At 46.7% G+C, this 20,678-nt stretch carries 17 protein-coding genes; 10 read left to right on the top strand and 7 right to left on the bottom strand.

The annotated features are described in order from the left end of the window. From QUA23_RS28720 to cruG, 5 genes are all read left to right on the top strand, one after another. A partial coding sequence (locus QUA23_RS28720; RefSeq protein WP_333110643.1) for a two-partner secretion domain-containing protein occupies positions 1 to 2,700 on the top strand: 2,700 nt, incomplete at its 5' end. A gap of 65 nt (positions 2,701 to 2,765) precedes the next feature. After that, on the top strand, positions 2,766 to 5,693 hold the full coding sequence (locus QUA23_RS28715) for an S-layer family protein (RefSeq protein ID WP_333079011.1): 2,928 nt from the start codon (positions 2,766 to 2,768) through the stop codon (positions 5,691 to 5,693). A 118-nt stretch (positions 5,694 to 5,811) separates the two neighbouring features. Then, positions 5,812 to 8,427 (top strand): CHAT domain-containing protein, encoded by a 2,616-nt coding sequence (locus QUA23_RS28710; RefSeq protein ID WP_333079010.1) that lies wholly within the window; start codon positions 5,812 to 5,814, stop codon positions 8,425 to 8,427. A gap of 163 nt (positions 8,428 to 8,590) precedes the next feature. Then, positions 8,591 to 9,532, top strand: a complete 942-nt coding sequence (gene cruF / locus QUA23_RS28705) for a gamma-carotene 1'-hydroxylase CruF (protein ID WP_333079009.1) — start codon at positions 8,591 to 8,593, stop codon at positions 9,530 to 9,532. A gap of 244 nt (positions 9,533 to 9,776) precedes the next feature. Further along, entirely contained in the window at positions 9,777 to 10,988 is a 1,212-nt protein-coding gene (cruG, locus tag QUA23_RS28700) for a 2'-O-glycosyltransferase CruG (RefSeq protein WP_333079008.1), read from the top strand. 305 nt (positions 10,989 to 11,293) lie between these two features. Here cruG and QUA23_RS28695 read toward each other — a convergent pair whose 3' ends face one another. The 7 genes from QUA23_RS28695 to QUA23_RS28665 form a co-directional block, all read right to left on the bottom strand. Continuing rightward, positions 11,294 to 13,546: a transglycosylase domain-containing protein gene (locus QUA23_RS28695; RefSeq protein ID WP_333079022.1), complete on the bottom strand. Its 2,253-nt coding sequence runs from the start codon at positions 13,544 to 13,546 to the stop codon at positions 11,294 to 11,296. Between the two features lie 336 nt (positions 13,547 to 13,882). After that, the gene (locus tag QUA23_RS28690; protein ID WP_333079006.1) at positions 13,883 to 14,005 is read right to left on the bottom strand and encodes a photosystem II reaction center protein J; all 123 of its coding nucleotides are present in this window, start codon (positions 14,003 to 14,005) and stop codon (positions 13,883 to 13,885) included. A 73-nt stretch (positions 14,006 to 14,078) separates the two neighbouring features. After that, positions 14,079 to 14,201, bottom strand: a complete 123-nt coding sequence (locus tag QUA23_RS28685) for a photosystem II reaction center protein L (RefSeq protein ID WP_015176850.1) — start codon at positions 14,199 to 14,201, stop codon at positions 14,079 to 14,081. A 9-nt stretch (positions 14,202 to 14,210) separates the two neighbouring features. After that, entirely contained in the window at positions 14,211 to 14,348 is a 138-nt protein-coding gene (gene psbF / locus QUA23_RS28680) for a cytochrome b559 subunit beta (protein ID WP_006635504.1), read from the bottom strand. A 20-nt stretch (positions 14,349 to 14,368) separates the two neighbouring features. Further along, positions 14,369 to 14,617: a cytochrome b559 subunit alpha gene (gene psbE / locus QUA23_RS28675; RefSeq protein ID WP_006635503.1), complete on the bottom strand. Its 249-nt coding sequence runs from the start codon at positions 14,615 to 14,617 to the stop codon at positions 14,369 to 14,371. 56 nt (positions 14,618 to 14,673) lie between these two features. After that, a complete protein-coding gene (locus QUA23_RS28670) occupies positions 14,674 to 15,687 on the bottom strand; it encodes a photosynthesis system II assembly factor Ycf48 (RefSeq protein ID WP_333079004.1) in 1,014 nt (337 codons plus the stop codon). After that, entirely contained in the window at positions 15,674 to 16,009 is a 336-nt protein-coding gene (locus QUA23_RS28665; RefSeq protein ID WP_333070731.1) for a rubredoxin, read from the bottom strand. The genes QUA23_RS28670 and QUA23_RS28665 overlap by 14 nt, the downstream gene beginning before the upstream one ends. A gap of 378 nt (positions 16,010 to 16,387) precedes the next feature. On the opposite strand from QUA23_RS28665, the gene ndhC reads away from it, so the two are divergent. The 5 genes from ndhC to QUA23_RS28640 all read left to right on the top strand — a co-directional run bounded on the left by ndhC (position 16,388) and on the right by QUA23_RS28640 (position 20,204). Continuing rightward, entirely contained in the window at positions 16,388 to 16,750 is a 363-nt protein-coding gene (gene ndhC / locus QUA23_RS28660) for a photosynthetic/respiratory NAD(P)H-quinone oxidoreductase subunit C (protein WP_006635500.1), read from the top strand. Then, complete coding sequence (gene ndhK, locus QUA23_RS28655) at positions 16,741 to 17,463, top strand: photosynthetic/respiratory NAD(P)H-quinone oxidoreductase subunit K (protein WP_333070728.1); 723 nt, start codon at positions 16,741 to 16,743, stop codon at positions 17,461 to 17,463. Before ndhC ends, ndhK begins: the two co-directional genes overlap by 10 nt. Continuing rightward, positions 17,456 to 17,959, top strand: coding sequence for an NAD(P)H-quinone oxidoreductase subunit J (locus QUA23_RS28650; RefSeq protein WP_172190238.1), 504 nt, complete (start codon positions 17,456 to 17,458; stop codon positions 17,957 to 17,959). The genes ndhK and QUA23_RS28650 overlap by 8 nt, the downstream gene beginning before the upstream one ends. A 122-nt stretch (positions 17,960 to 18,081) precedes the next feature. Then, positions 18,082 to 18,744, top strand: a complete 663-nt coding sequence (locus QUA23_RS28645) for a restriction endonuclease (RefSeq protein ID WP_333079003.1) — start codon at positions 18,082 to 18,084, stop codon at positions 18,742 to 18,744. Further along, positions 18,741 to 20,204, top strand: a complete 1,464-nt coding sequence (locus QUA23_RS28640; protein ID WP_333079002.1) for a class I SAM-dependent methyltransferase — start codon at positions 18,741 to 18,743, stop codon at positions 20,202 to 20,204. The genes QUA23_RS28645 and QUA23_RS28640 overlap by 4 nt, the downstream gene beginning before the upstream one ends. The last annotated feature ends 474 nt before the right edge of the window (positions 20,205 to 20,678 follow it).

The raw sequence follows: 20,678 nt of genomic DNA, 5'->3' as shown, positions 1-20,678 counted from the left end.
TTTAACATCCGTCAAGGGCGGGGAGCCTATTTTGCCAATCCCAGCGGAATCACCAACATCTTCACCCGCGTTACGGGCGGCAACCCTTCTAATATTTTAGGAACTCTGGGAGTTTTAGGAAACGCTAACTTATTTTTAATTAACCCAAAAGGGATTGTCTTCGGCCCCAATGCGCGGTTAGATTTGCGCGGTTCGTTCATTGGTGCAACTGGTAGTGGCGTTCTCTTTGATAATGGCTTTGAATTTAGTGCGACCGATGCTAATACAGTGCCATTGTTAGCGATTAATATTCATGTGGGTTTAAGATTTAGAGAAAATGCTGGCACAATTATCAACTCTTCCCAAGCAATCGGCCCCACACCAACCTTACCGCCATTACCCGTAGAAATTCCTGTTTCTAACAAACTTGGTTTAGCAGTAGACCCCGGTCAAACTTTAGCATTAATTGGCGGTGACATTCAACTACAAGGAGGAAACTTAACAGCTTATACCGGACAAATATTGCTGGGAAGTGTAAAAAATCCAGGTTTAGTGCAATTTGAACCAACAGCTTTAGGTTTAAATTTAAACTATAGCAGTATTCAGAGCTTCGGCAATATTGAAATGAACGGCGCATTTATAAATACCAGCGGATTAGGAGGTGGGAAAGTCGATATTCGAGGGGGAAATATTAATCTTAACGGTTCAGGAATTTATGGACTGACACTCGGAAATATAAATGGTAGAGGCATTGACATCAATTCCCAAAACTTACGAGTAGAGGGGGGGTCGCAAATTTTCGCCTCCACACTAGGAGAAGGGAGAGGAAGTGATATCAACATCCGCGCTACTGACTCAGTAGAAATGAGTGGGATTGGCTTTGAGAGCTATCAACAATTTTTAGTTAATTATCGGATATTGAGAACAATCGATCCTTTTGATCCGCAAATTGTTCTGACCACTGGCACTTCTGGCACAGGAGCCTCAGGAGACATCACGATTGATACCGAACGCCTGCTGATAGGCAATGGGGCTGTGGCAGGTAGTAGCAGCACGTTAGGTGCGGGAAATGGGGGAAATATTAACATCCATGCCAACTTTCTCGATCAGGCTGGTTCTACGGTCAGCAGTGGGTCATTACTGGGTAGTAGGGGTACGGGGGGAAACATCACCGTTGCCAGCCAGAAATTAATCGTGCGTGATGGTGCTATTCTCACCAGTACCACCAGCAGTGAGGGAGCATCAGGAAATATCACTATTAAAGCCGCTGAATCAGTAGAAGTGTTAAGGACTCCCCCTGGGAGTGTGGTGCAAACTTTGATCAGCGCCGCCTCTATAGATCCCAATGGGAAAGGTAGAGCCGGGGATATTACGATCGACACCAAGCGGTTAATTGCTGCCCAAGGAGCCGGAATTGCTGTATCGAGCGGTGGGACTATTGGCAATAGTCTCTTCTCTAATGGGGGACCCGGAGGCAATTTGACAATTAGGGCCTCTGAGTCGGTAGAGTTAGTAGGTATCTCTGGAGTTTTGGCAAATGGAGAATACAGTCTTAGTTTCTTAGCCAGTGAAACCAGTGGTTCTAGTCAGGGAGGCAATATTTACATTGCCACGCCTTTGCTGACTTTGCGGGATGGGGGAGTAATTTTACAGTCTTCTTTGGGTACGGGAAATGCAGGCAGCCTCACTATTGATGCCGATCGCGTAGAAGTCTTGGGCAGCGCTCTTAACGGTCGATTTATTAGTCAAATTGACGGGTCGGGGGGCAATTTTTTGGGCATTCCCATTCCCAACGCTACGGGAAATGCGGGTTCAGTAAATCTCAAGGTAGGTCGATTGACGGTTCGGGATGGAGCCGCGATCAGCGTCCGGGCTCTGGGAACGGCGCAAGCTGGTACTCTCACCGTTGTAGCCGACTCAATTGCCCTTGATAACAAAGGCAGCATTAATGGCACAACTGATGCAGGCGGCGGGGGAAATATTAACCTCCAAGCGCGAGACATTCAGTTGCGGCGCGGTAGCAGAATTACCACCGATACAGGTAATTCAGATGGTGGAAATATCAGAATTAATAGCGAACTTTTGGTAGCCTTACCGCGAGAGAATAGTGATATTACAGCTAATGCTCGCACAGCTATGGGCGGACAAGTTACGGTCAATGTACCAAATATCTTTGGATTTACCACCATTAACCGCGAACAAGCCAGGAGTAGTTTAGGACTGACAGATTCTGGATTTGCAGCTTTACAAGTGAATCCAACTTCTTTACTTCCCACTAGCGATATTGCAGCTATTTCTCAACAGGCTGGCCCAGCTTTACAAGGAGCAGTAACGTTTAGCACTACTGGGGTAAATCCCGCTCAAGGGTTAGTAGAATTAGAGCAAAATGTAGTCGATCCCAGCACCTTAATTGCTGCTAATCCTTGCATAGAAGGGATAGAAAACGAGTTTACTGTTACTGGGAAAGGAGGAGTGCCACCGAGTCCTAATGATGCCCTCAGCAGCGCAGCATCGCCGTTTCCTTGGGTGGAACCAGCGGTAGGCGGAAGTCAGCAAGTAAAAGGCCCCCTAGCCTCCATAGAAGTTCGACCAACAGAAATTATTCCCGCTCAAGGTTGGGTAATGGACGATCGAGGACAAGTGACGCTATTAGCGTATAATTCACATGGTGGTGCATCTCTTCGCAGTCCGAAACCTACGGGTGTTTGCGTACCTCAATAGGTACTCTTCAGGTTTTAGCTAATCCCTCGCTATTTTCCTCATACTAAATTAACAGGAATTAAAAGATGCCCCGCCAATCTTCCGCCCTATTTTTTGTATTCTTACTGCTGTGTCCTTTCCCTGCGATCGCTCAAATCATCCCCGATAATAGCTTGGGCGCAGAAAGTTCACGGACAGTTCCCGATACTATCAAAAACTTACCCTCAGATAGAATAGAAGGCGGTGCAACTCGTGGCGTTAACCTCTTTCACAGTTTACGCGAATTTAACATCCGTCAAGGGCGGGGAGCCTATTTTGCCAATCCCAGCGGAATCACCAACATCTTCACCCGCGTTACGGGTGGCAATCCTTCTAATATTTTAGGCGTCTTGGGAGTCCAAGGAAATGCCAACTTATTTTTACTTAATCCCAAAGGAATTGTCTTTGGCCCCAACGCTCGGTTAGATTTGCGCGGCTCATTTGTCGGTGCAACCGGTAGCGGAATTCTCTTTGATAATGGCTTTGAATTTAGTGCAGCTAATTCTAATGCAGTGCCATTGTTAGCGATTAATATTCCTGTGGGTTTAAGATTTAGAGAAAATGCTGGCACAATTATCAACTCTTCCCAAACAAAGGCTCCTACCTCAGCCTTACCACCACTACCCATAGAAATTCCTGCTTTTGAAAAACTCGGTTTGGCCGTAGACCCCGGTCAAACTTTAGCATTAATTGGCGGTGACATTCAACTGCAAGGAGGAAATCTAACTGCCTATACCGGGCAAATTCTTCTGGGAAGTGTCAAGAGTCCAGGTGTAGTCCAATTTGAACCAACAGCTTTAGGTCTGAATTTAAACTATCGAAATATTCAAAACTTCGGCAATATTGAAATGAACGGTGCATTTATAAATACCAGCGGATTAGGAGGTGGGAAAGTCGATATTCGAGGTGGAAATATTAATCTTAATGGTTCAGGAATTTATGGACTGACACTCGGAAATATAAATGGTAGAGGCATTGACATCAATTCCCAAAACTTGCGAGTAGAGGGGGGGTCGCAAATTTTCGCCTCCACATTAGGAGAGGGGAGAGGAAGCGATATCAACATCCGCGCTACTGACTCAGTAGAAATGATCGGGTTGGGAATTGAGGGCTATCAGCAGCTTACAGAAAATTTTCAGACATCTGGAACAGGCAACCCCTTTATTTCGCAAATTGTTCTGTTCACTAGCGCTATTGGCAGTGGAGCAGCCGGAGATATTAACATTGAAGCCGGACGGCTGTTGATGAGCAATGGGGTAGTGGCTGGTGCCCCCACCTTTGGTGCTGGGAATGGCGGAAATTTGAGTATCCGGGCCAACACCGTCGAACTCGTCAGTTCAACGCTCTATAACGGAACAACGAACGAAAGCACTGGTCAAGGCGGAAACATCTCTGTTGAAGCGCAACGGTTAATACTGCGCGATGGCGGTGCGTTTGCCAGCTTCAGCCTTAGTGATGGAGCATCGGGGAATATCGCGATTAAAGCGAGTGAATCGGTGGAATTATCGGGTAGTCTTCCTGTAGGTCTAGGGCAAACTCGGCTCGGCACGAATACTTTTGATGGGAATGGAAAAGGTGGGGATATTACGATCGACACTAAGCGGTTGAGTGTTTCTAATGGAGCCACAATTAGTTTAACGACGGGTGCAATTTTTGGCGAAGCCGTGTTTTCTACAAGTGGGGGGACGGGAGGAAATTTAACTGTGAGAGCCTCCGAGTCTATAGAAGTGAGCGGCGAGTCACGATTTTTGGAAAATGCGGGCTATGTAGCAAGTTCTTTTGTTACTCAAACTGCAAGTTCTGGTAGAGGTGGAGATATCCGCCTGTCAACACCTAAACTAACTGTGCAGAATGGCGGCGTTATTTCTGCGGCTTCTTTGGGTATAGCAGATGCAGGAGATATTACAATTAATGCCGATCGCTTACAAGTGCAAGGTATTGGGAGTAACAGTGGGTTGAGGAGTGGAATTGAGGCCTCGGTTGGTAGGGCTTTTAATGCTGTAAATTCCACTGCTAGCGGAAATGCAGGCTCGTTGAATTTGAACGCTAATCAATTGATTCTTCGGGACAGTGCAGTGGTTAACGTTCAATCTTCAGGAACAGGTCGGGCTGGCAATATTAACGTTGTAGCTAACTCAATTGCCCTGGATAATAAAAGCATAATTGATGGCACGACTGTCTCTGGTACAGGGGCAAATATTAACCTGCAAGCGCAAGACATTCAGTTGCGGCGCGGCAGTAGAATCACCACAGATGCAGGTATTTCTGAGGGCGGTAATATCAGAATTAATAGCGATATTTTGGTAGCTTTACCGCGAGAAAATAGTGATATTACAGCTAATGCTCGCACAGCTAGGGGCGGACAAGTTACGGTCAATGTACCAAATATCTTTGGCTTTACAAGCCTTAACCGCGACGAAGCCAGGAGTAGTTTAGGATTAACAGATGCTGAATTTGCAGCGTTGCAAGTAAGTCCGACTTCTCTAATTCCTACCAGCGATATTGCGGCTATTTCCCAAAGTAGCGGTCCGGATTTGCAAGGTACTGTAACATTTAGTGCTTCTGGGGTGAATCCTGCTCAAGGTTTAGTGGAACTGCCGCAAAATGTGGTCGATTCGGCTGCGTTAATTGCTGCAAATCCCTGCACGCAAGGGGCCGATAGCGCATTTACCGTCACTGGCAAAGGAGGAGTGCCACCGAGTCCGAATGATGCCCTCAGCAGCGCAGCATCGCCGTTTCCTTGGGTGGAAGAAGCAGGAAGAAATCCAACGAGCAATGTAGAGGATGTAACCGATGTAACCGATGTAACCGATCGAGGGAAGAAGGAAGAAGGGGAAATCCCCGATCGGGAAGTTGTGCCGGCGCAAGGTTGGGTGGTGAATGCGAAAGGAGAAGTTATGCTTGTTGGATATAATCCGGGTAATGCTGCTGACTCTCGCAATCCTGGGCAGAATTCTGGTTGTGTGCCGCGTTGAAATTAAGTTTTTTTAAACCGCCGATGTAGGCGGATTAACGCGGATTAACGCAGATAAAGAATAAGATGGATTTGGGTTAATTAGTGTGTGTCTACGGCTGTAATTTTATTTTTTAAATATGAAGTTTACCCGATCGCTCCGGCAAGTAATTCTGTTATTTGTGATTTCCTGTCTGCTAGCAGTTGCGATTCCTCCCGGAGTTGCTCAGGTTAATCCACCACAAGCGGTGCAGCTTGTTCGACAAGCTCGAAGTCTGTACCAAGAGGAACGTTTTTCGGAAGCTGTACCGCTGTTGCAGCAAGCGGCGGCCCAGTTTGAGGCAAAAGGCGAAAATCTCGATCGCGCCACAGCTTTGAGTAATTTAGCTGCAACCTATGGGCAGTTGGGGCTTTGGGAAGAAGCAGAAAAAGCTGTAAATTCGAGTTTGTCGGCTGTGCGAACACAAGCCAACACTCCCGAACAGCAGCGCATTTTGGCTGAAACTCTCAACATTCAAGGACAGTTGCAACTTGAACGGGGGCAGCCTCAAGATGCGATCGAGATTTGGACGCAAGCTGCTAAAATTTTCGAGCAAATTGATAGAAAACCCCAAGTTTTTCAAGTTCAAATTAATCAAAGTCGGGCTTGGGAAGTTCTCGGACTTTACCCCAGAGCTTGCAAAATGCTGTTAGCTTCTTTTAAGCTGGATAACCAAACTTGTGAAGTCTCGACGGCGGGTTTGGAAACTTTGAAAAATGGGTCGGTTTCTCTCGAACAAGTCCGGGCAATTCATGCTTTAGGGCGGGTGCTGCGGGTTTTGGGACAACTGGAAAGATCGCAGGATGTGCTGTCGCTTGGACTCGAAGCAGCCCAAAAATTAGGTTCCCGCCCAGAGGAGGCTGCCATTTATCTCAATCTGGGCAATACGGTACGGGCTAAAAGCAATAAACCGGGTTTGACACCAGAACAGCGCGGTGATTGGGAACGCTTTGCCCTAGAATATTATGCTCGATCGGCCCAGGCGATGCCGGAGCGATCGCTTTTACAAATTCAAGCAAAGTTAAACCAATTGAGTTTGTTGGTCGATCGGACAAATTGGGCGGAGGCAGAAGATTTGTGGCGTTCTCTCGAACCTCAAGTCGCTCAACTTGGGTCGAATCGCGCTGGACTTTACGCTCAAATTAATCTAGCTCAAAGCTTGATAAAATTAGCTCAATCGCCTGCGGAAACTTTGAGTTTAAGCGATATTGACAAAATGCTCGATCGCTCTGTCGAAAAAGCAAACAGTTTGGGCGACAAACGAATACAAGCTTATATTCTGGCAGCTAAAGGCAAACTATCGGAAATCCAAGAGCAGTATCAGAAAGCGGAAAATCTCACAACTGAGGCTTTGAGCTTAGCACCGGCGTTTCAATCTCCCGATATTGCTTACCAATTGTTTTGGCAACTTGGACGGATTCGGAAAGCTCAGGGAAATACAGAAGGGGCGATCGTTCAATATACTCAAGCTGTGAATGTACTGTCTTCTTTGCGGGGCGATTTGGTAACAGTCAATCCCGAAGTGCAGTTTTCGTTTCGGGAAAGTGCCGAACCGGTTTATCGGGAATTAGTCGGGCTGCTTTTGCAAGAGGAATCTCCCAGTCAAGCTAAATTGAAACAGGCGCGCCAAACGGTGGAATCTTTGCAGTTGGCGGAATTGGACAACTTTTTTCGGGATGCTTGCGCTGATGCTAAACCAAAGTCGATCGAGGAAATCGATCCGACAGCGGCGGTGATTTATCCGATTATTTTGAGCGATCGTTTGGAGGTAATTTTGTCAATTCCCGGCAAACCTCTGCGCCGCTACGCTACTAAGAAGTCTCAAACCGAGTTGGAAACTGCCTTCAGACAAGCCAAAAATGTCATCCGGCCTGCTGCTTTCCCCCGCGACAGAAGGCGACCCGTTGAACAGGTTTACGACTGGTTAATCCGCCCTGCAGAAGCGGATTTGACTGCTAGCGGGATTAAAACCCTGGTATTTGTGCTCGACGGTTATTTGCGAAATCTGCCGATGGCCGTGCTCCACGACGGTGAAAAGTTTTTGGTAGAAAAATACAGTATTGCTTTGGCGCCGGGATTGCAACTGCTGGCACCGAAACCGCTGAGCAAAGTCAAGTTAAAAGTGCTCACCGCTGCCCTCTCCGAAGCGCGTCAAGGCTTCTCGGCTTTGCCGGGGGTGAAGGAGGAAATTCAACAAATTGCAGCCGAGATGCCGGCGAGTTCGCTGCTGAATGAAGATTTTGTCAGCGGGCGGTTGCACGATCGAATTAAAGCTTTGTCTTACCCGATCGTCCATTTGGCAACTCACGGTCAGTTTAGCTCGAACGCGGCGGATACTTTTATTGTGACTTGGGATCAGAAAGTGAATGTTAAGGAGTTCGATCAACTGCTGCGAGCCCGCACTGGTGAAAAACAACAGCCGATCGAACTTTTGGTTTTGAGTGCTTGCGAAACTGCTTCGGGCGATAACCGCGCGGCTTTAGGTTTGGCCGGGGCCGCAATTCGATCGGGTGCGCGCAGCACCGCCGCCACCCTTTGGCAAGTCAACGACGAATCTACAGCTATCTTTATGACTGAGTTTTATCGGCAGCTTGCTTCTTCTAAAACCAGCAAAGCTGAAGCCCTCCGCAACGCTCAATTAACTCTGTTGCAAAACCAACAGTATCAGAATCCGTATTTCTGGGCACCTTTCGTGCTAGTGGGCAATTGGCAGTAATTTAAGATCGGAAATGGGGAATTAGGAATTGGGAATTGGGCATCGGGCTTGCAGTCAACAGACAACAGTCAACAGACAACTGACTTAAATGCTTGATTTTTTGTTAAAAATTGTAAACTGTTAGGGAGTGCTTTCTGCATCTAATATTTTTTCGAGGAGTCCCATGAAGCAACTTTTGATTGCTGAGCGCTTTTGCCTGATTGCCCACGTCTTGTCAATGGCTTTTGGATTGGCAGGGTTACTGCTGATTTTACCCCGTCCCGAATTGGTGATGAGTTTGCCACCAGCAGGGCAAACGCTATTCCAGTGGGGGATGGCTGGGGGTGGAGTAGTTTATATCATCTTTGGTGCAGCAGCAGTTGCTCTCTATGCCTTGCGGACGTTGGGTTTGGGTGCAACTCTGGCTTTTTTACTGCCTTCTGTGTTTTTGTCCTTGAGTAGCGAGTTGTTGGGAACGAGTACGGGTTTTCCCTTCGGCCACTACCACTATTTGAGCGGTTTGGGTTACAAAATTGCAGGGCTGGTTCCGTTTACAATTCCCCTCTCGTGGTTTTATCTGGGACTGGTTTCCTACGTAATTGCTCGCGCTGGATTAGCTGGCGGTAAAGGTGAACTTAACTGGGTTCGCCAAATAGGGGCGATCGGCCTTGGTGCTTTGCTGCTAACAGCTTGGGATTTTGTACTAGATCCGGCGATGAGTCAAACTTCTGTGCCTTTTTGGGAGTTTGAGGAACTTGGGGCTTTCTTTGGGATGCCTTACCGCAATTTGGCTGGCTGGATGGGTACGGGGGCGCTATTTATGTCTGTAGCAGCTTTCTTGTGGAGAAAAACACCGATTAAATTAGAGCGATCGGAATTGGGTTTGCCCTTAATTGTTTATTTGGTAAACTTTGCTTTCGGAGCAATTATCACTGTAACTTCGTTGGATTCTCGGTTCTGGTTCCCGACATCGCTAGCGGTGCTTCTGGGCGTAGTTCCGGCGATCGCGTTAAGCTGGATCGCTAAACCCGCAGCAGGTGACGTAACCGAAACAATGCCGTCTTTGGAGACATCTGCGATCGCGGCTGAAATTCCACCTCAGCCCGTGGGCGTTTTCCGTAAGTGAGTTGCTAGCAAGTAACTGCGGCTGATTTAGCAAAAATTTACACTAAATTTTGAGCTAGTTTAAAAACCCGGTTTCTACAAGAAACCGGGTTTTTCAGTGGCGATTTTTTCATTCCCAATTCCTGTAATATGTTTGAGGTCAAAAGTTAATAAATTTTTAAATTAATATTCAGTTACCAGAACTGTAAATAAGCTCCTAAGCCATATCCCGTCAGTCATTCCCAATTATTCAATTATTCAATAGTATGGTTTTCGCGATCGCCCCTCACCTGTTTTCCCAACCGCTGACAAGTATCATCGCTGTCGCATTCCTGCTGCTGCAATTGCCCGCCGCAGCCATTCTGATGTCGCGTTTGATTAAAGGCCCATCGCGCATCCCGCCCCTGGAACCGGATTCGCCGACGCTGGATTTGTTGGGTGCTTGTACTGCGGTAGTACCGACTTTGAACGAAGCCGATCGCATTTCGCCTTGTTTGGAAGGATTAAGCCGCCAAAGTTACGAACTCCGAGAAGCGATCGTGGTTGACAGCTATTCGGTAGACGGAACCGGAGATTTAGTCAAAGCAGCCGCACAAAAAGACCCCCGGTTTCGCTTGATTAACGACGATCCGCTGCCGGCGGGCTGGGTAGGGCGTCCCTGGGCGCTGAATGCAGGTTTTTTGGCAAGTTCCGAGAAGTGCGAGTGGATTTTGGGGATAGATGCCGATACTGTGCCGCATCCGGGTTTGATTGCGAGTTTACTCAAAACGGCGAAAGCTGGAAATTACGATTTGATTTCGCTCTCGCCGCAGTTTATCCTCAAGTATCCGGGGGAGTTGTGGCTGCAACCTGCTTTGTTAATGACTTTGGTTTATCGGTTCGGGCCGACGGGGACTGGCGGGGATGTCCCGGAACGGGTGATGGCGAACGGTCAGTGTTTCTTGTGTAAGCGCGATGTTTTGGTGGCATTGGGGGGCTATGAGGTCGCTAGGGGTTCTTTTTGCGATGATGTGACTCTGGCTCGCTATGCGGCTGCTAAGGGCTTTAAGGTGGGCTTTTTGGATGGGGCAAAAGTGTTGAAGGTGCGGATGTATGAGGGGGCGATCGAGACTTGGAATGAATGGGGTCGATCGCTCGATTTGAAAGATGCTGCTTCTGGCGGTCAAATTTGGGGCGATTTGTGGCTGTTGCTGGCGGTTCAAGGTTTGCCGGTGCCGATTGTGTTGTGCTATTTGCTGTTTGGTTCGCTGCCGCCGATTGGTGTATTTCCGCACTTTTGGCTGTTGGGATTGAATGTATTTTTGGTTGCAGTGCGATCGGCTTTGTGTTTGGCGATCGCACCTTCCTACGATACAACTGCGGCATCGCGTAAATGGCTGTTTTGGCTGTCACCTTTGGCCGATCCGCTGGCGTTTTTGCGAATTCTAATTTCTGCTTTAAATCAGCCTACTCAGTGGCGCGGCCGGAAGTATGAATAATGATTAAATTTGGGCTATATATTTTTTTTAAAAACGAAAATATGTGCGATCGCTTTGGCAACGACCAACCCAAGCCCTGAAAACATCCTCGCTCAGTTAACATTCATCAGCCTGGGAATCAATAACGTATTGATGTCATTGCTCGCGGGGATTGTTAGCTGGCGCGCCATCTTAGAAAAACAATCGCAGCATCTGTTTTTCATGGGTTCTGCGTTGAGGATTCGGAGATGGAGTTGACAAGCTGTACCGCATTTAAATTGGATATTTCAATGCCGTATCAAAATTCATCCCATCCCCGCATCCACTCAACGCGCCACCTGCCGCATATACTCCCCCCACAACTGAGCAGCATTTGCACTACCTCCGGCAGTCGGAGAATTATCATCATTTCCCAACCAAACTCCTGTTACCAGTTGCTGACTCGGAATATAACCGACAAACCACAAATCTCTATTATCATTAGTTGTGCCTGTTTTTCCAGCTTCTCCCAACCCCAAAGCAGCACTGCTACCCGTACCTCCCCGCACAACGCCTTGCAGCATATCAGTCATCGTATCCGCTACGGCTTCAGAAACTAACTGCCTATTGGCAATGCCATCTTTTTGATAGTCATAAATCACCCGACAACTGTTAAAATTATTTCTATCTTTGCAATCGCTACTGTCAATAATTCGCTTAATTACGTGGGGACGATTTCCCAAACCCCGATTTGCCAAAACCCCGAAAGCCCCCGTTAATTGCAACACATTAACTTCACTTTCACCTAACACTAAACCCGGGTTAGAACGCAGTTCAGAAGTAATCCCCAAACGTCTAGCCATTTGCACTACATTGTCTAAACCGACATCCTGTGCTACTCTCAAAGCAACTGCATTTTCCGACTGTGCTAAACCCCGATACATATCAGCACTGCCGCTGGTTCTCTCGCAGCCGCTGTAACTTTGTCCGCCCCAGGAAAGGGGAGCGCAAGAATAAGTTTTATCGGCTGAAATTCCCTGTTCCAGGGCGGCTGCATAGGTAAAAATCTTAAATGTAGAACCCGGCTGTCTCAAAGCTTGAGTAGCCCGATCAAACTGACTTTTCAAATAATCTACGCCCCCAACTAAAGCTAAGACTTCTCCGGTTGTACTATTGAGAGTTACCACGGCTCCTTGAGAAAAACCTGCACTGGCTCCCGCATTTTCAACAGCATTTCTGAGGGAACTTTCCGCCAACTTTTGCAGGCCGGGGTTCAAACCTGTTTCTACAATAAAATTGCCTTCTCGGGCTAACTGCTCCCCCAGCAAAAACTCTAATTCATCAAATACATAACTGTAGAAATAAGGAGCGATCGTACTTTGCAAAAATTCGCGAGCTTTGGGATTGATCTCAATTCGCGATCGCCTAGCGCGATCGGCTTCTTCCTGAGAAACCGTCCCCATAGCCCGCATCCGTTCGATTACTCGATCGCGATACTGCACCGCTAACTGATAATTTTGAATCGGATTAAAACTGTTTGGCGCCGGCAAAATTCCCGCCAAAGTTGCCGCCTCTGACAAAGTTAGATCCCTTGCCGACTTCCCAAAATAAAACCGAGCCGCATCCTCAAAACCGTAAAGGTCAATTCCCAAAAACACGCGATTTAAATAAGTCAGCAGTAGCTCATCTTTGCTGTAATAATTCTCCAGTTTCAACGCAACTACAGCTTCCCGCAACTTGCGTCCGGCCGAATCTTGAGTTCCCACATAATCTCGAAACAAACTCCTCGCTAACTGCTGCGTCACAGTGCTGCCGCCTTCGCGAATTCCTCCCCCGCGAACATTGGTCAACAGCGCGCGCAAAACTCCGATCGGATCTACCCCCAAATGCCAATTGTACCGGCTGTCTTCCGAAGCAAGTACCGCCTTGGATAAATAAGGCGAAAAATCCTGCAATTTTTTTAATTCTAAGTGAGCGTTATTCTGAGGAGGACGCAGCGGAGTTTGCCCGTCGCGGGCGTAAACAATCACGGGGCCATTGATACTTCTGGGCAGAGGCCGCACTTGAAACTTTGTCGATTCCATTCCTACCAACACCGCAATCAAAGCGGTGATGCCGCTGACGCCGTAAAAGCTGTAACGCACCAGTTGCACATACCAAGGTGGCGGATATACATACTGAATTCTGACAGCGGCGGCTAGTTCCGGTGGCCCTAAAGTTAACACGTCTCCGTGACGCAGGGACATAGTTTTAACTCGCCTTTTGCCATTGTAAATGCCGTTTGTGGAGTCTTCGTCTTTGATGACAAAAGGAGTCCGCCGCCGACTATCGCGCGACAGGGATAAGTGCACGTGACTGACCACGGGATTGCGAACTACAATATCTGAAGATTTGGACGATCGACCTAACAAATATCGATCGCCCAACAGCGGATAAACCTCAGCTTTAGCTGCACCGGCATCCTGTACCCACAGTTCGGGTACTTTGGCATTTGGTTTCAGGGCTAGCTGGTTAAAATTAACCTTGGCAATAGTCTGGACTGCTTGGGTAATCGCACCCAAGACGGTTTGAGGTTTGCGGGGCGGCGGCGGTGGGGTCATATTTCGCTGTGCACTACGATCGAGCGATCGGCTCTTGCACCATTCTACTCGCAACTTTTGGCTAATTTCACGATCGATCCCACTCTCAGGGCGATCGTCGGCTAGTGGCGAGCGATTTTGGGGTGATGGGTTAACCCGCAAGGCGAGCAGTTTATTGAACAAATCTTTACCAAACCACAAAAAATCCCGCTCTTACCAGAGGATTAAATTATCATAAACCTACTAAAAAATTCACACTTTCAATAACATTGATGCCTGATTTACCAACCAACTTCGCATAATTAAAACCCCCCTTGAGATAGGGGGGTTAAAAGCCTAAAATCAGCTTAATTCTTCTTACAGCGAAGAACCCAAACCGGCATAAGCACCGTAGAAGAAAAGGCTCACAATGCTCAGAACACCGAGACCTGCGACAGTAGCTACCAGCCACAAAGGAATTCTGCCACTTTCACTAAACATAGCTCTCACCTCACTAATTCACAGCTAAACACATTCGATCGAACTAACTATTGAAAGCAAACTCAAACACCAGTTAATTAAAGAAATAACTGGAAAACAAAATACCCAAAACAAAAATCAGCAACAAACCCAGATACAAAGAAGTCCGGTTTAACTCAACAGGCTGCTCGTTGGGATTAGGAACGCGCTCAGGCATTGTAAACTCCTATCGTTGAATAAATTGCATTGCTGCGATCGCGCCCAAAAAGAAAATTGTTGGGACACCTAAAGTATGAACTGCCAACCAGCGCACCGTAAAAATCGGATACGAAATTGGCTCATTATTTGGGGTTCTGCTCGTCATTTTTCCAAATCCTTGTTAAATTACTTGGCAATGAACTGATCTACTTGTTTTTTAGCTTCAAAGCGATCCGAGATAATCGGCACTTCTTCCCGCTGCGGTGTGAAATACTGGTTAGGGCGAGGAGTTCCGAAAGCATCGTAAGCCAAACCAGTTTGCACAAACAGCCATCCAGCAATAAACAAAGCCGGAATGGTGATGCTGTGAATTACCCAATAACGGATACTTGTAATAATGTCCCCAAACGGACGTTCTCCAGTTGTACCAGCCATTTAGAATCCTCCTTTCAACAACAAATTGACAGACAATCTCTATTACTATTCTACTATCAAGCAGCTTGCGCTGAACCTTGATATTTAAGTAGAGTACCGCTCGCACCGATCACAAATCCGCGATCGGGGCCCATAAAGACAATCCTGTAAAAATTAGCGGGAACATCTTCTACTTCGCGGTCTTTTAGCCAAGTTTTCCCGCCGTCCAAACTGCACAGCAAATTGCCGCCGCCGCCGGCTACCCAAACTTCATTATCAGTCCGGTAAGCCATGTCCAGCAAACCCCAACTCGCCTTGCGATCGGGAAAAAAAGGTTTTCCCCAACCTTCAGGATTGGACGGGTCGCTAAACTGAATCTGACCGCCGCGGGCAAGCATCCACAAACGCCCATCCTTGGTAAAGCCCATATTTTGCAGGCGGCGAGAACTATTGCGGTTGTGAGGTTCCCAAGCTTCTTTTCCTGGTTTCCAGACCGAGTAGAAATTGCCCTTCGAGGAAACCGCAACATACTGCCCGTCTTCAGAACGGTTGATATTGCGAACTACCCCAAAAGAATCCTGCACGACAGCTTTCCAGTTTTTGCCGCCGTCAGAAGTCCGGTAAATCGCCCCCACATCGGTGGTCATCTCGGCGGAATTGGGGCCCAAAGCCGCGATCGTACTCGGAGAACCAGGCAACTGACTGCTCAAAGCAATCCGCGTCCAAGACTTGCCCTCATCGTTTGTGTGGAGCAAAACAGAAGGCTGGCCGACAATCCAGCCTTCTGAACCCGAAAAACTCACCGATGCAAAACGCGACCTCGGATCGTCGATATCCAGTGCTATAGACTTCCAGCTAGTGCCACCGTCAAGGGTTTCGAGCAAAGTCGCCTCTGAACCCACAACCCAGCCGTGCTGAGGATTGCCCGTAAAGGCAATATCCTGCAAATTAGCTTCCGTCGGCAAGGAAATCACTTGCCAGGGGTTGTAACTCACAGAACCGATGGTGCTGCAACTCGTACAGATGAGGGCAGCGGCCAATAACATTACAATTCGTTGCCAAAATCTCACAATCGTCTTACTGCAAACCATACATACTAAGTAACAACAAGAAACCAACGACCAAGCCGCCAAAAATCAGTAAACTTTTCTGACCTTCGGTCATGCCGTTGACACCGACACCGTAGCGCTGATTTGCCTTAAATCCCGATACCCCTTCCATTTGACCGAGATTTTGAAACACCGATTTGCGTGCCCCGCAAACGGGACAGACCCAAGTTTGGGGCAAATCTTCAAAAGCCGTGCCCGGGGCAATGTCATTTTTAGGATTTCCCTTTTTCGGATCGTAGACGTAGCCGCAGGCGCGGCACTCGTGCCGATCGAGGGTCTTAGTCTCAGTGGCTCGATCGCTCATAAATCCAAAATCATGGGTCAGCTAATCTTAAAATATACAGTGAAGTACCTCAACTAAACGTCGTTATAGGTGGGGCTTCCAACTAAAACTCATATTAGGACGGTCTTATTCGTCTTCGAGGTTTCCCGTCTCAACCGCCGATGCCACGTTAGGGACACCCCAAAGGTGTTCGACACTTAAGTCGATGATGGTCTTACTTAGCGTCCACAGGCAGCCGCCCGTCTTCCACAGGCAGTTACAATATTAGAATATACATTAAAAATTATTGCAGAAGATGGATGATTAATCTCAACTAACTCGCAATTTCAGTTACCCACAATCTATATAATGTAAAGACTAAGTTACAGAACCCTTTCACCGAGGCAGTAATTATTCACCGTGTTTGCACTTAGCGGCTACGAGTATTTCTTAGGCTTCCTGTTAATTTCCAGCCTAGTCCCTATCCTCGCCCTCACGGCGTCTAAGGTACTGCGCCCCAAAAGTCGTCCCTACGACCGACGCACTACCTACGAATCCGGCGTCGAGCCGATCGGCGGAGCCTGGATTCAGTTCAACATCCGATATTATATGTTCGCCCTGGTCTTCGTCATCTTCGACGTAGAGACCGTCTTCCTCTATCCTTGGGCGGTTGCTTTCAACCAGCTAGGACTGTTGGCTTTTATCGAAGCCTTGTTTTTTATCACGATCCTCGTTATTGCTCTTGTCTATGCATGGCGCAAAGGAGCCTTGGAATGGTCTTAAGTTCTGACAAATCACAAAAAGCGCTGATCAACCCAGTCGAGCGCCCCGAAGTCACCTCCCAACTCTCAGAGAACGTCATCCTGACAACAGTGGATGATCTCTACAATTGGGCGAGACTTTCGAGCCTGTGGCCGCTGCTTTTCGGCACGGCCTGCTGCTTCATCGAATTTGCAGCTTTGATCGGATCGCGCTTTGACTTCGACAGATTCGGCTTAGTACCGCGATCGAGCCCCCGGCAAGCCGACTTGATCATCACCGCCGGCACAATTACCATGAAGTACGCCCCCATCTTGGTGCGGCTGTACGAACAAATGCCGGAACCCAAATACGTGATCGCGATGGGCGCTTGCACCATCACCGGCGGAATGTTCAGCATGGACTCCACCACAGCAGTCAGAGGCGTTGACAAACTGATTCCTGTAGACGTGTACATCCCCGGCTGTCCCCCCCGCCCAGAAGCGATTATTGACGCAATTATCAAACTGCGGAAAAAAATCGCCAACAATTCCATGCAAGAACGGGCCAATTTGCTGCCAACCCACCGCTACTACACCAGACCCCACAAAATGAAAGTAGTAGACGACATTTTGGACGGCAAATACTTGTCTGTTCCAGGCCGGATAGCCCCGCCGAAGGAATTGACAGAAGCAATGGGAATGCCAGTACCGCCGGCCCTGCTTGCAGGACAAAAACAGGAGGTAAACCGTGGCTGAGACAGAATCTGCAATTGTTGAAGCCGGGAAGGTTTCCCAGTGGTTGACTCAGAATGGGTTTGAACACGAAGCTTTAGCGGCCGATAATTTGGGCGTGGAGATATTAAAGGTCGATCGAGAATTCTTAATTCCGATGTCAACAGCACTGTATGCCTACGGGTTTAATTATATGCAGTGCCAGTGCGCCTACGACCAAGGGCCGGGACAAGATTTAGTCAGCGTCTACCACTTGGTCAAACTGACAGATAATGCTTCCAAGCCTGAAGAAGTCCGCGTCAAAGTATTCGTACCCCGCGAAGATCCCAGAGTGCCATCAGTCTACTGGATTTGGAAAGCAGCCGACTTTCAAGAGCGCGAATCCTACGATATGTACGGCATAGTCTACGAAGGACATCCGAATCTGAAACGGATTTTGATGAACGAAGATTGGGTAGGCTGGCCACTGCGGAAAGACTACATTTCCCCTGATTTCTACGAATTGCAAGACGCTTATTAAGGGAGTTTTGCGAGGGCGGGTTTGAGCATAAAATTGGACTTTTGCGGTCAAGTTTTATGCAAAACCCGCCCTCTGTTTTTTGGCTAATTTTGATTTTTTAACCGCAGGCACGCAAACTCCCTATGACGACTCTGACCGTAGAAATTCTTTGTTCTGAGGCGGCAATATTTTCAGCAGCCGAGTCTCAACACCCGGAACCTCTGATTTACGGCATCACAGACGGAAAGGCTGTGGGGACATATTTGGAGCAAAAGTTTAGACTCTATCTCAAGCAGCAGTATGAATTTATAGATGGTAATTCAGCAAGCGGTATCGATTTTCCAGGGATATTGGTTGACGTGAAGGTAACAAGTGTAAGGCAACCGCAGTCGTCATGTCCTTTCAAATCTGCAAGGCAAAAGATTTTTGGGCTGGGATATTCACTGATTATCTTTGTTTACGAAAAGACAGACAACAGTACCATCCGAAGTGCAACACTGAATATTTTGCATACAATTTACGTGAGTGCAGAAAGAACAGCAGATTTTCAAATGACCCGTGGAATTCGTAATATTTTAGACAATGAAGGCAATAAAGATGATTTGCTTGCTTTCATGTTTGACAAAAATTTACCTGTTGACGAAATTGAAGCAGGTAACATTGCAGACGAAATACTGAGAAACCCACCCTTGCAAGGTTTTTTGACGATTTCTAATGCGTTGCAATGGCGACTTCAGTATGGAAGAGTCATTGAGCGTGCTGGACAACAGGAAGGCGTTATGGCAGTTTATAAATCTAACCGATGAGTTCTAACGATCGCAAAACCAAACTAGAATACGGCGATTTTCAGACACCGTTGGAATTAGCCGAGATGGTGTGCCAGAAATTGATAGAACTTGATGTTAACCCCAAAGTCATCATTGAGCCAACTTGCGGGATAGGTAATTTCATTAAAGCTGCTGCAAATTCGTTTCCATCGGCCAGCAAGATTATCGGGGTTGAAATAAATACAAGTTATTTAATAGAATTAACCGCTAAGCATGAATTGTTACAGGATGAAAGATGTGAGGTTAAGCACGGAGATTTTTTTGAATTTGACTGGACATCATTAATCAACCAATTTAATTATAGGGTTCTGGTACTGGGCAACTTTCCTTGGGTAACAAACTCACAACAAGGAACTATTGGCAGTGAAAACTTGCCAAAAAAAAGTAATTTTCAAAAGCACACTGGCTTAGATGCACTCACAGGTAAGAGTAACTTCGATATCTCAGAATGGATGCTAATTCAGGCGGTGCACTGGCTGCAAAAGCGGGATGCGGATCTGGCAATGCTTTGCAAAACTTCCACTGCTAGAAAGTTATTGAGTTACATTAATTCAAAAAAACTTAATCTCGCTAGCTGTGCAACTTACACAATAGATGCTAAAAAGTATTTTGGTGCAAATGTGGATGCCTGTTTGTTATACTGCAAGTTTGACTCAAGCTCACAAAACTACTTCTGCGATGTATTTAGCAGTTTACACAGTTCAGAATGCCACCGAATCGGATATCAAAAAAATCTCCTGATTAAGGATATAGACTCTTTCAATAAATTGAGTAGTTTATATGCTGTAAATTCAGGAACGAAATGGCGATCTGGTGTAAAGCACGACTGTTCTGGCGTGATGGAGTTTCGGAAAATTGATAATTTGTTTGTCAATGGATTTGGGGAAGCTGTCGAACTTGAGGAAACTTATCTATTTCCGCTACTTAAAGGATCTGATGTTGCTCAAAATCGCATTAATGCTACCGATCGATATATCCTAGTTACTCAAAAATTCATCGGTGAATCAACCGAAAATATCAAAACTATAGCTCCTAAAACCGGACGTTATCTAGAGAAATGCGGGCAATATCTAGATAATCGCAAAAGCAAAATTTATCAAAATAACCCTAGATTTTCGATTTTTGGAGTAGGCGATTATAGCTTCCAACCTTGGAAAATTGCGATTTGCGGGCTTTATAAAAAATTGGATTTTAGGTTGATCGGTGAAATAGCTAATAAACCTGCAATCTTTGATGATACTGTTTACTTTCTCAGCTTTGACAGCGAGAGAGTTGCACGTCAAACTTTTGAGCTTTTGAATTCACCTGCGGCAATTAACTTTTATTCCGCGATCGTATTTTGGGATGAAAAGCGCCCGATTAAATCCAGCATTTTAAATTGTCTGAATCTAGCAATGCTGGCAGATTCGGAATTTGTAACCGCAGATGCACACAGATAAACGCAGATAGATAAGCTGTTAAGCATTTAAACTGGTATGAGCCAAACACCCAACGCTTACACCTGAACCTTGACAGTAAATTGAAATAAATGATTTAAATGCTCAACAGCTTATTCCTAATCGGCACAGTCGATCAATATCAACCTTCATCACACTTTTAGCTGCTGCCATAACCATTGATTGAACTTGTTCCGTTATTGATTTATTATTTCTTCCAACGTTATTAATGTCACCATTCATAACTTGTTACCTAATAATTTGGGCGTACCTTTGAGTAAATTTTTTGCGAATTCCCACAAATTCCAAGATCTAGCTAAAAGGTTTTTTACAGCCTTCACCCTTACACTGTCGGCTATTTACTTTGAGAATTATTTCGTGTTAGTGATTGGTAAGTCTCTAACTAGGGCTTGCTGAATAATTAGCTAAAAGGTTTATACAGCAAGGCTTAGGGGATAGGGCGATCGAACAGATCGT

The sequence above is a fragment of the Microcoleus sp. Pol1C5 genome, from assembly GCF_036701115.1.
Classification (GTDB): Bacteria; Cyanobacteriota; Cyanobacteriia; order Cyanobacteriales; family Microcoleaceae; genus Microcoleus.
This window is presented reverse-complemented; position numbering and strand designations above follow the sequence as displayed.

Coding starts and splice junctions, on each gene's coding strand:
- QUA23_RS28695 (WP_333079022.1), bottom strand. CDS start 13,546: ATGACCCCACCGCCGCCGCCCCGCAAACCTCAAACCGTCTTGGGTGCG.
- QUA23_RS28665 (WP_333070731.1), bottom strand. CDS start 16,009: ATGAGCGATCGAGCCACTGAGACTAAGACCCTCGATCGGCACGAGTGC.
- QUA23_RS28710 (WP_333079010.1), top strand. CDS start 5,812: ATGAAGTTTACCCGATCGCTCCGGCAAGTAATTCTGTTATTTGTGATT.
- psbE (WP_006635503.1), bottom strand. CDS start 14,617: ATGGCTGGTACAACTGGAGAACGTCCGTTTGGGGACATTATTACAAGT.
- QUA23_RS28690 (WP_333079006.1), bottom strand. CDS start 14,005: ATGTTTAGTGAAAGTGGCAGAATTCCTTTGTGGCTGGTAGCTACTGTC.
- cruF (WP_333079009.1), top strand. CDS start 8,591: ATGAAGCAACTTTTGATTGCTGAGCGCTTTTGCCTGATTGCCCACGTC.
- psbF (WP_006635504.1), bottom strand. CDS start 14,348: ATGACGAGCAGAACCCCAAATAATGAGCCAATTTCGTATCCGATTTTT.
- ndhK (WP_333070728.1), top strand. CDS start 16,741: ATGGTCTTAAGTTCTGACAAATCACAAAAAGCGCTGATCAACCCAGTC.
- QUA23_RS28640 (WP_333079002.1), top strand. CDS start 18,741: ATGAGTTCTAACGATCGCAAAACCAAACTAGAATACGGCGATTTTCAG.
- QUA23_RS28670 (WP_333079004.1), bottom strand. CDS start 15,687: ATGGTTTGCAGTAAGACGATTGTGAGATTTTGGCAACGAATTGTAATG.
- QUA23_RS28715 (WP_333079011.1), top strand. CDS start 2,766: ATGCCCCGCCAATCTTCCGCCCTATTTTTTGTATTCTTACTGCTGTGT.
- QUA23_RS28645 (WP_333079003.1), top strand. CDS start 18,082: ATGACGACTCTGACCGTAGAAATTCTTTGTTCTGAGGCGGCAATATTT.
- QUA23_RS28685 (WP_015176850.1), bottom strand. CDS start 14,201: ATGCCTGAGCGCGTTCCTAATCCCAACGAGCAGCCTGTTGAGTTAAAC.
- cruG (WP_333079008.1), top strand. CDS start 9,777: ATGGTTTTCGCGATCGCCCCTCACCTGTTTTCCCAACCGCTGACAAGT.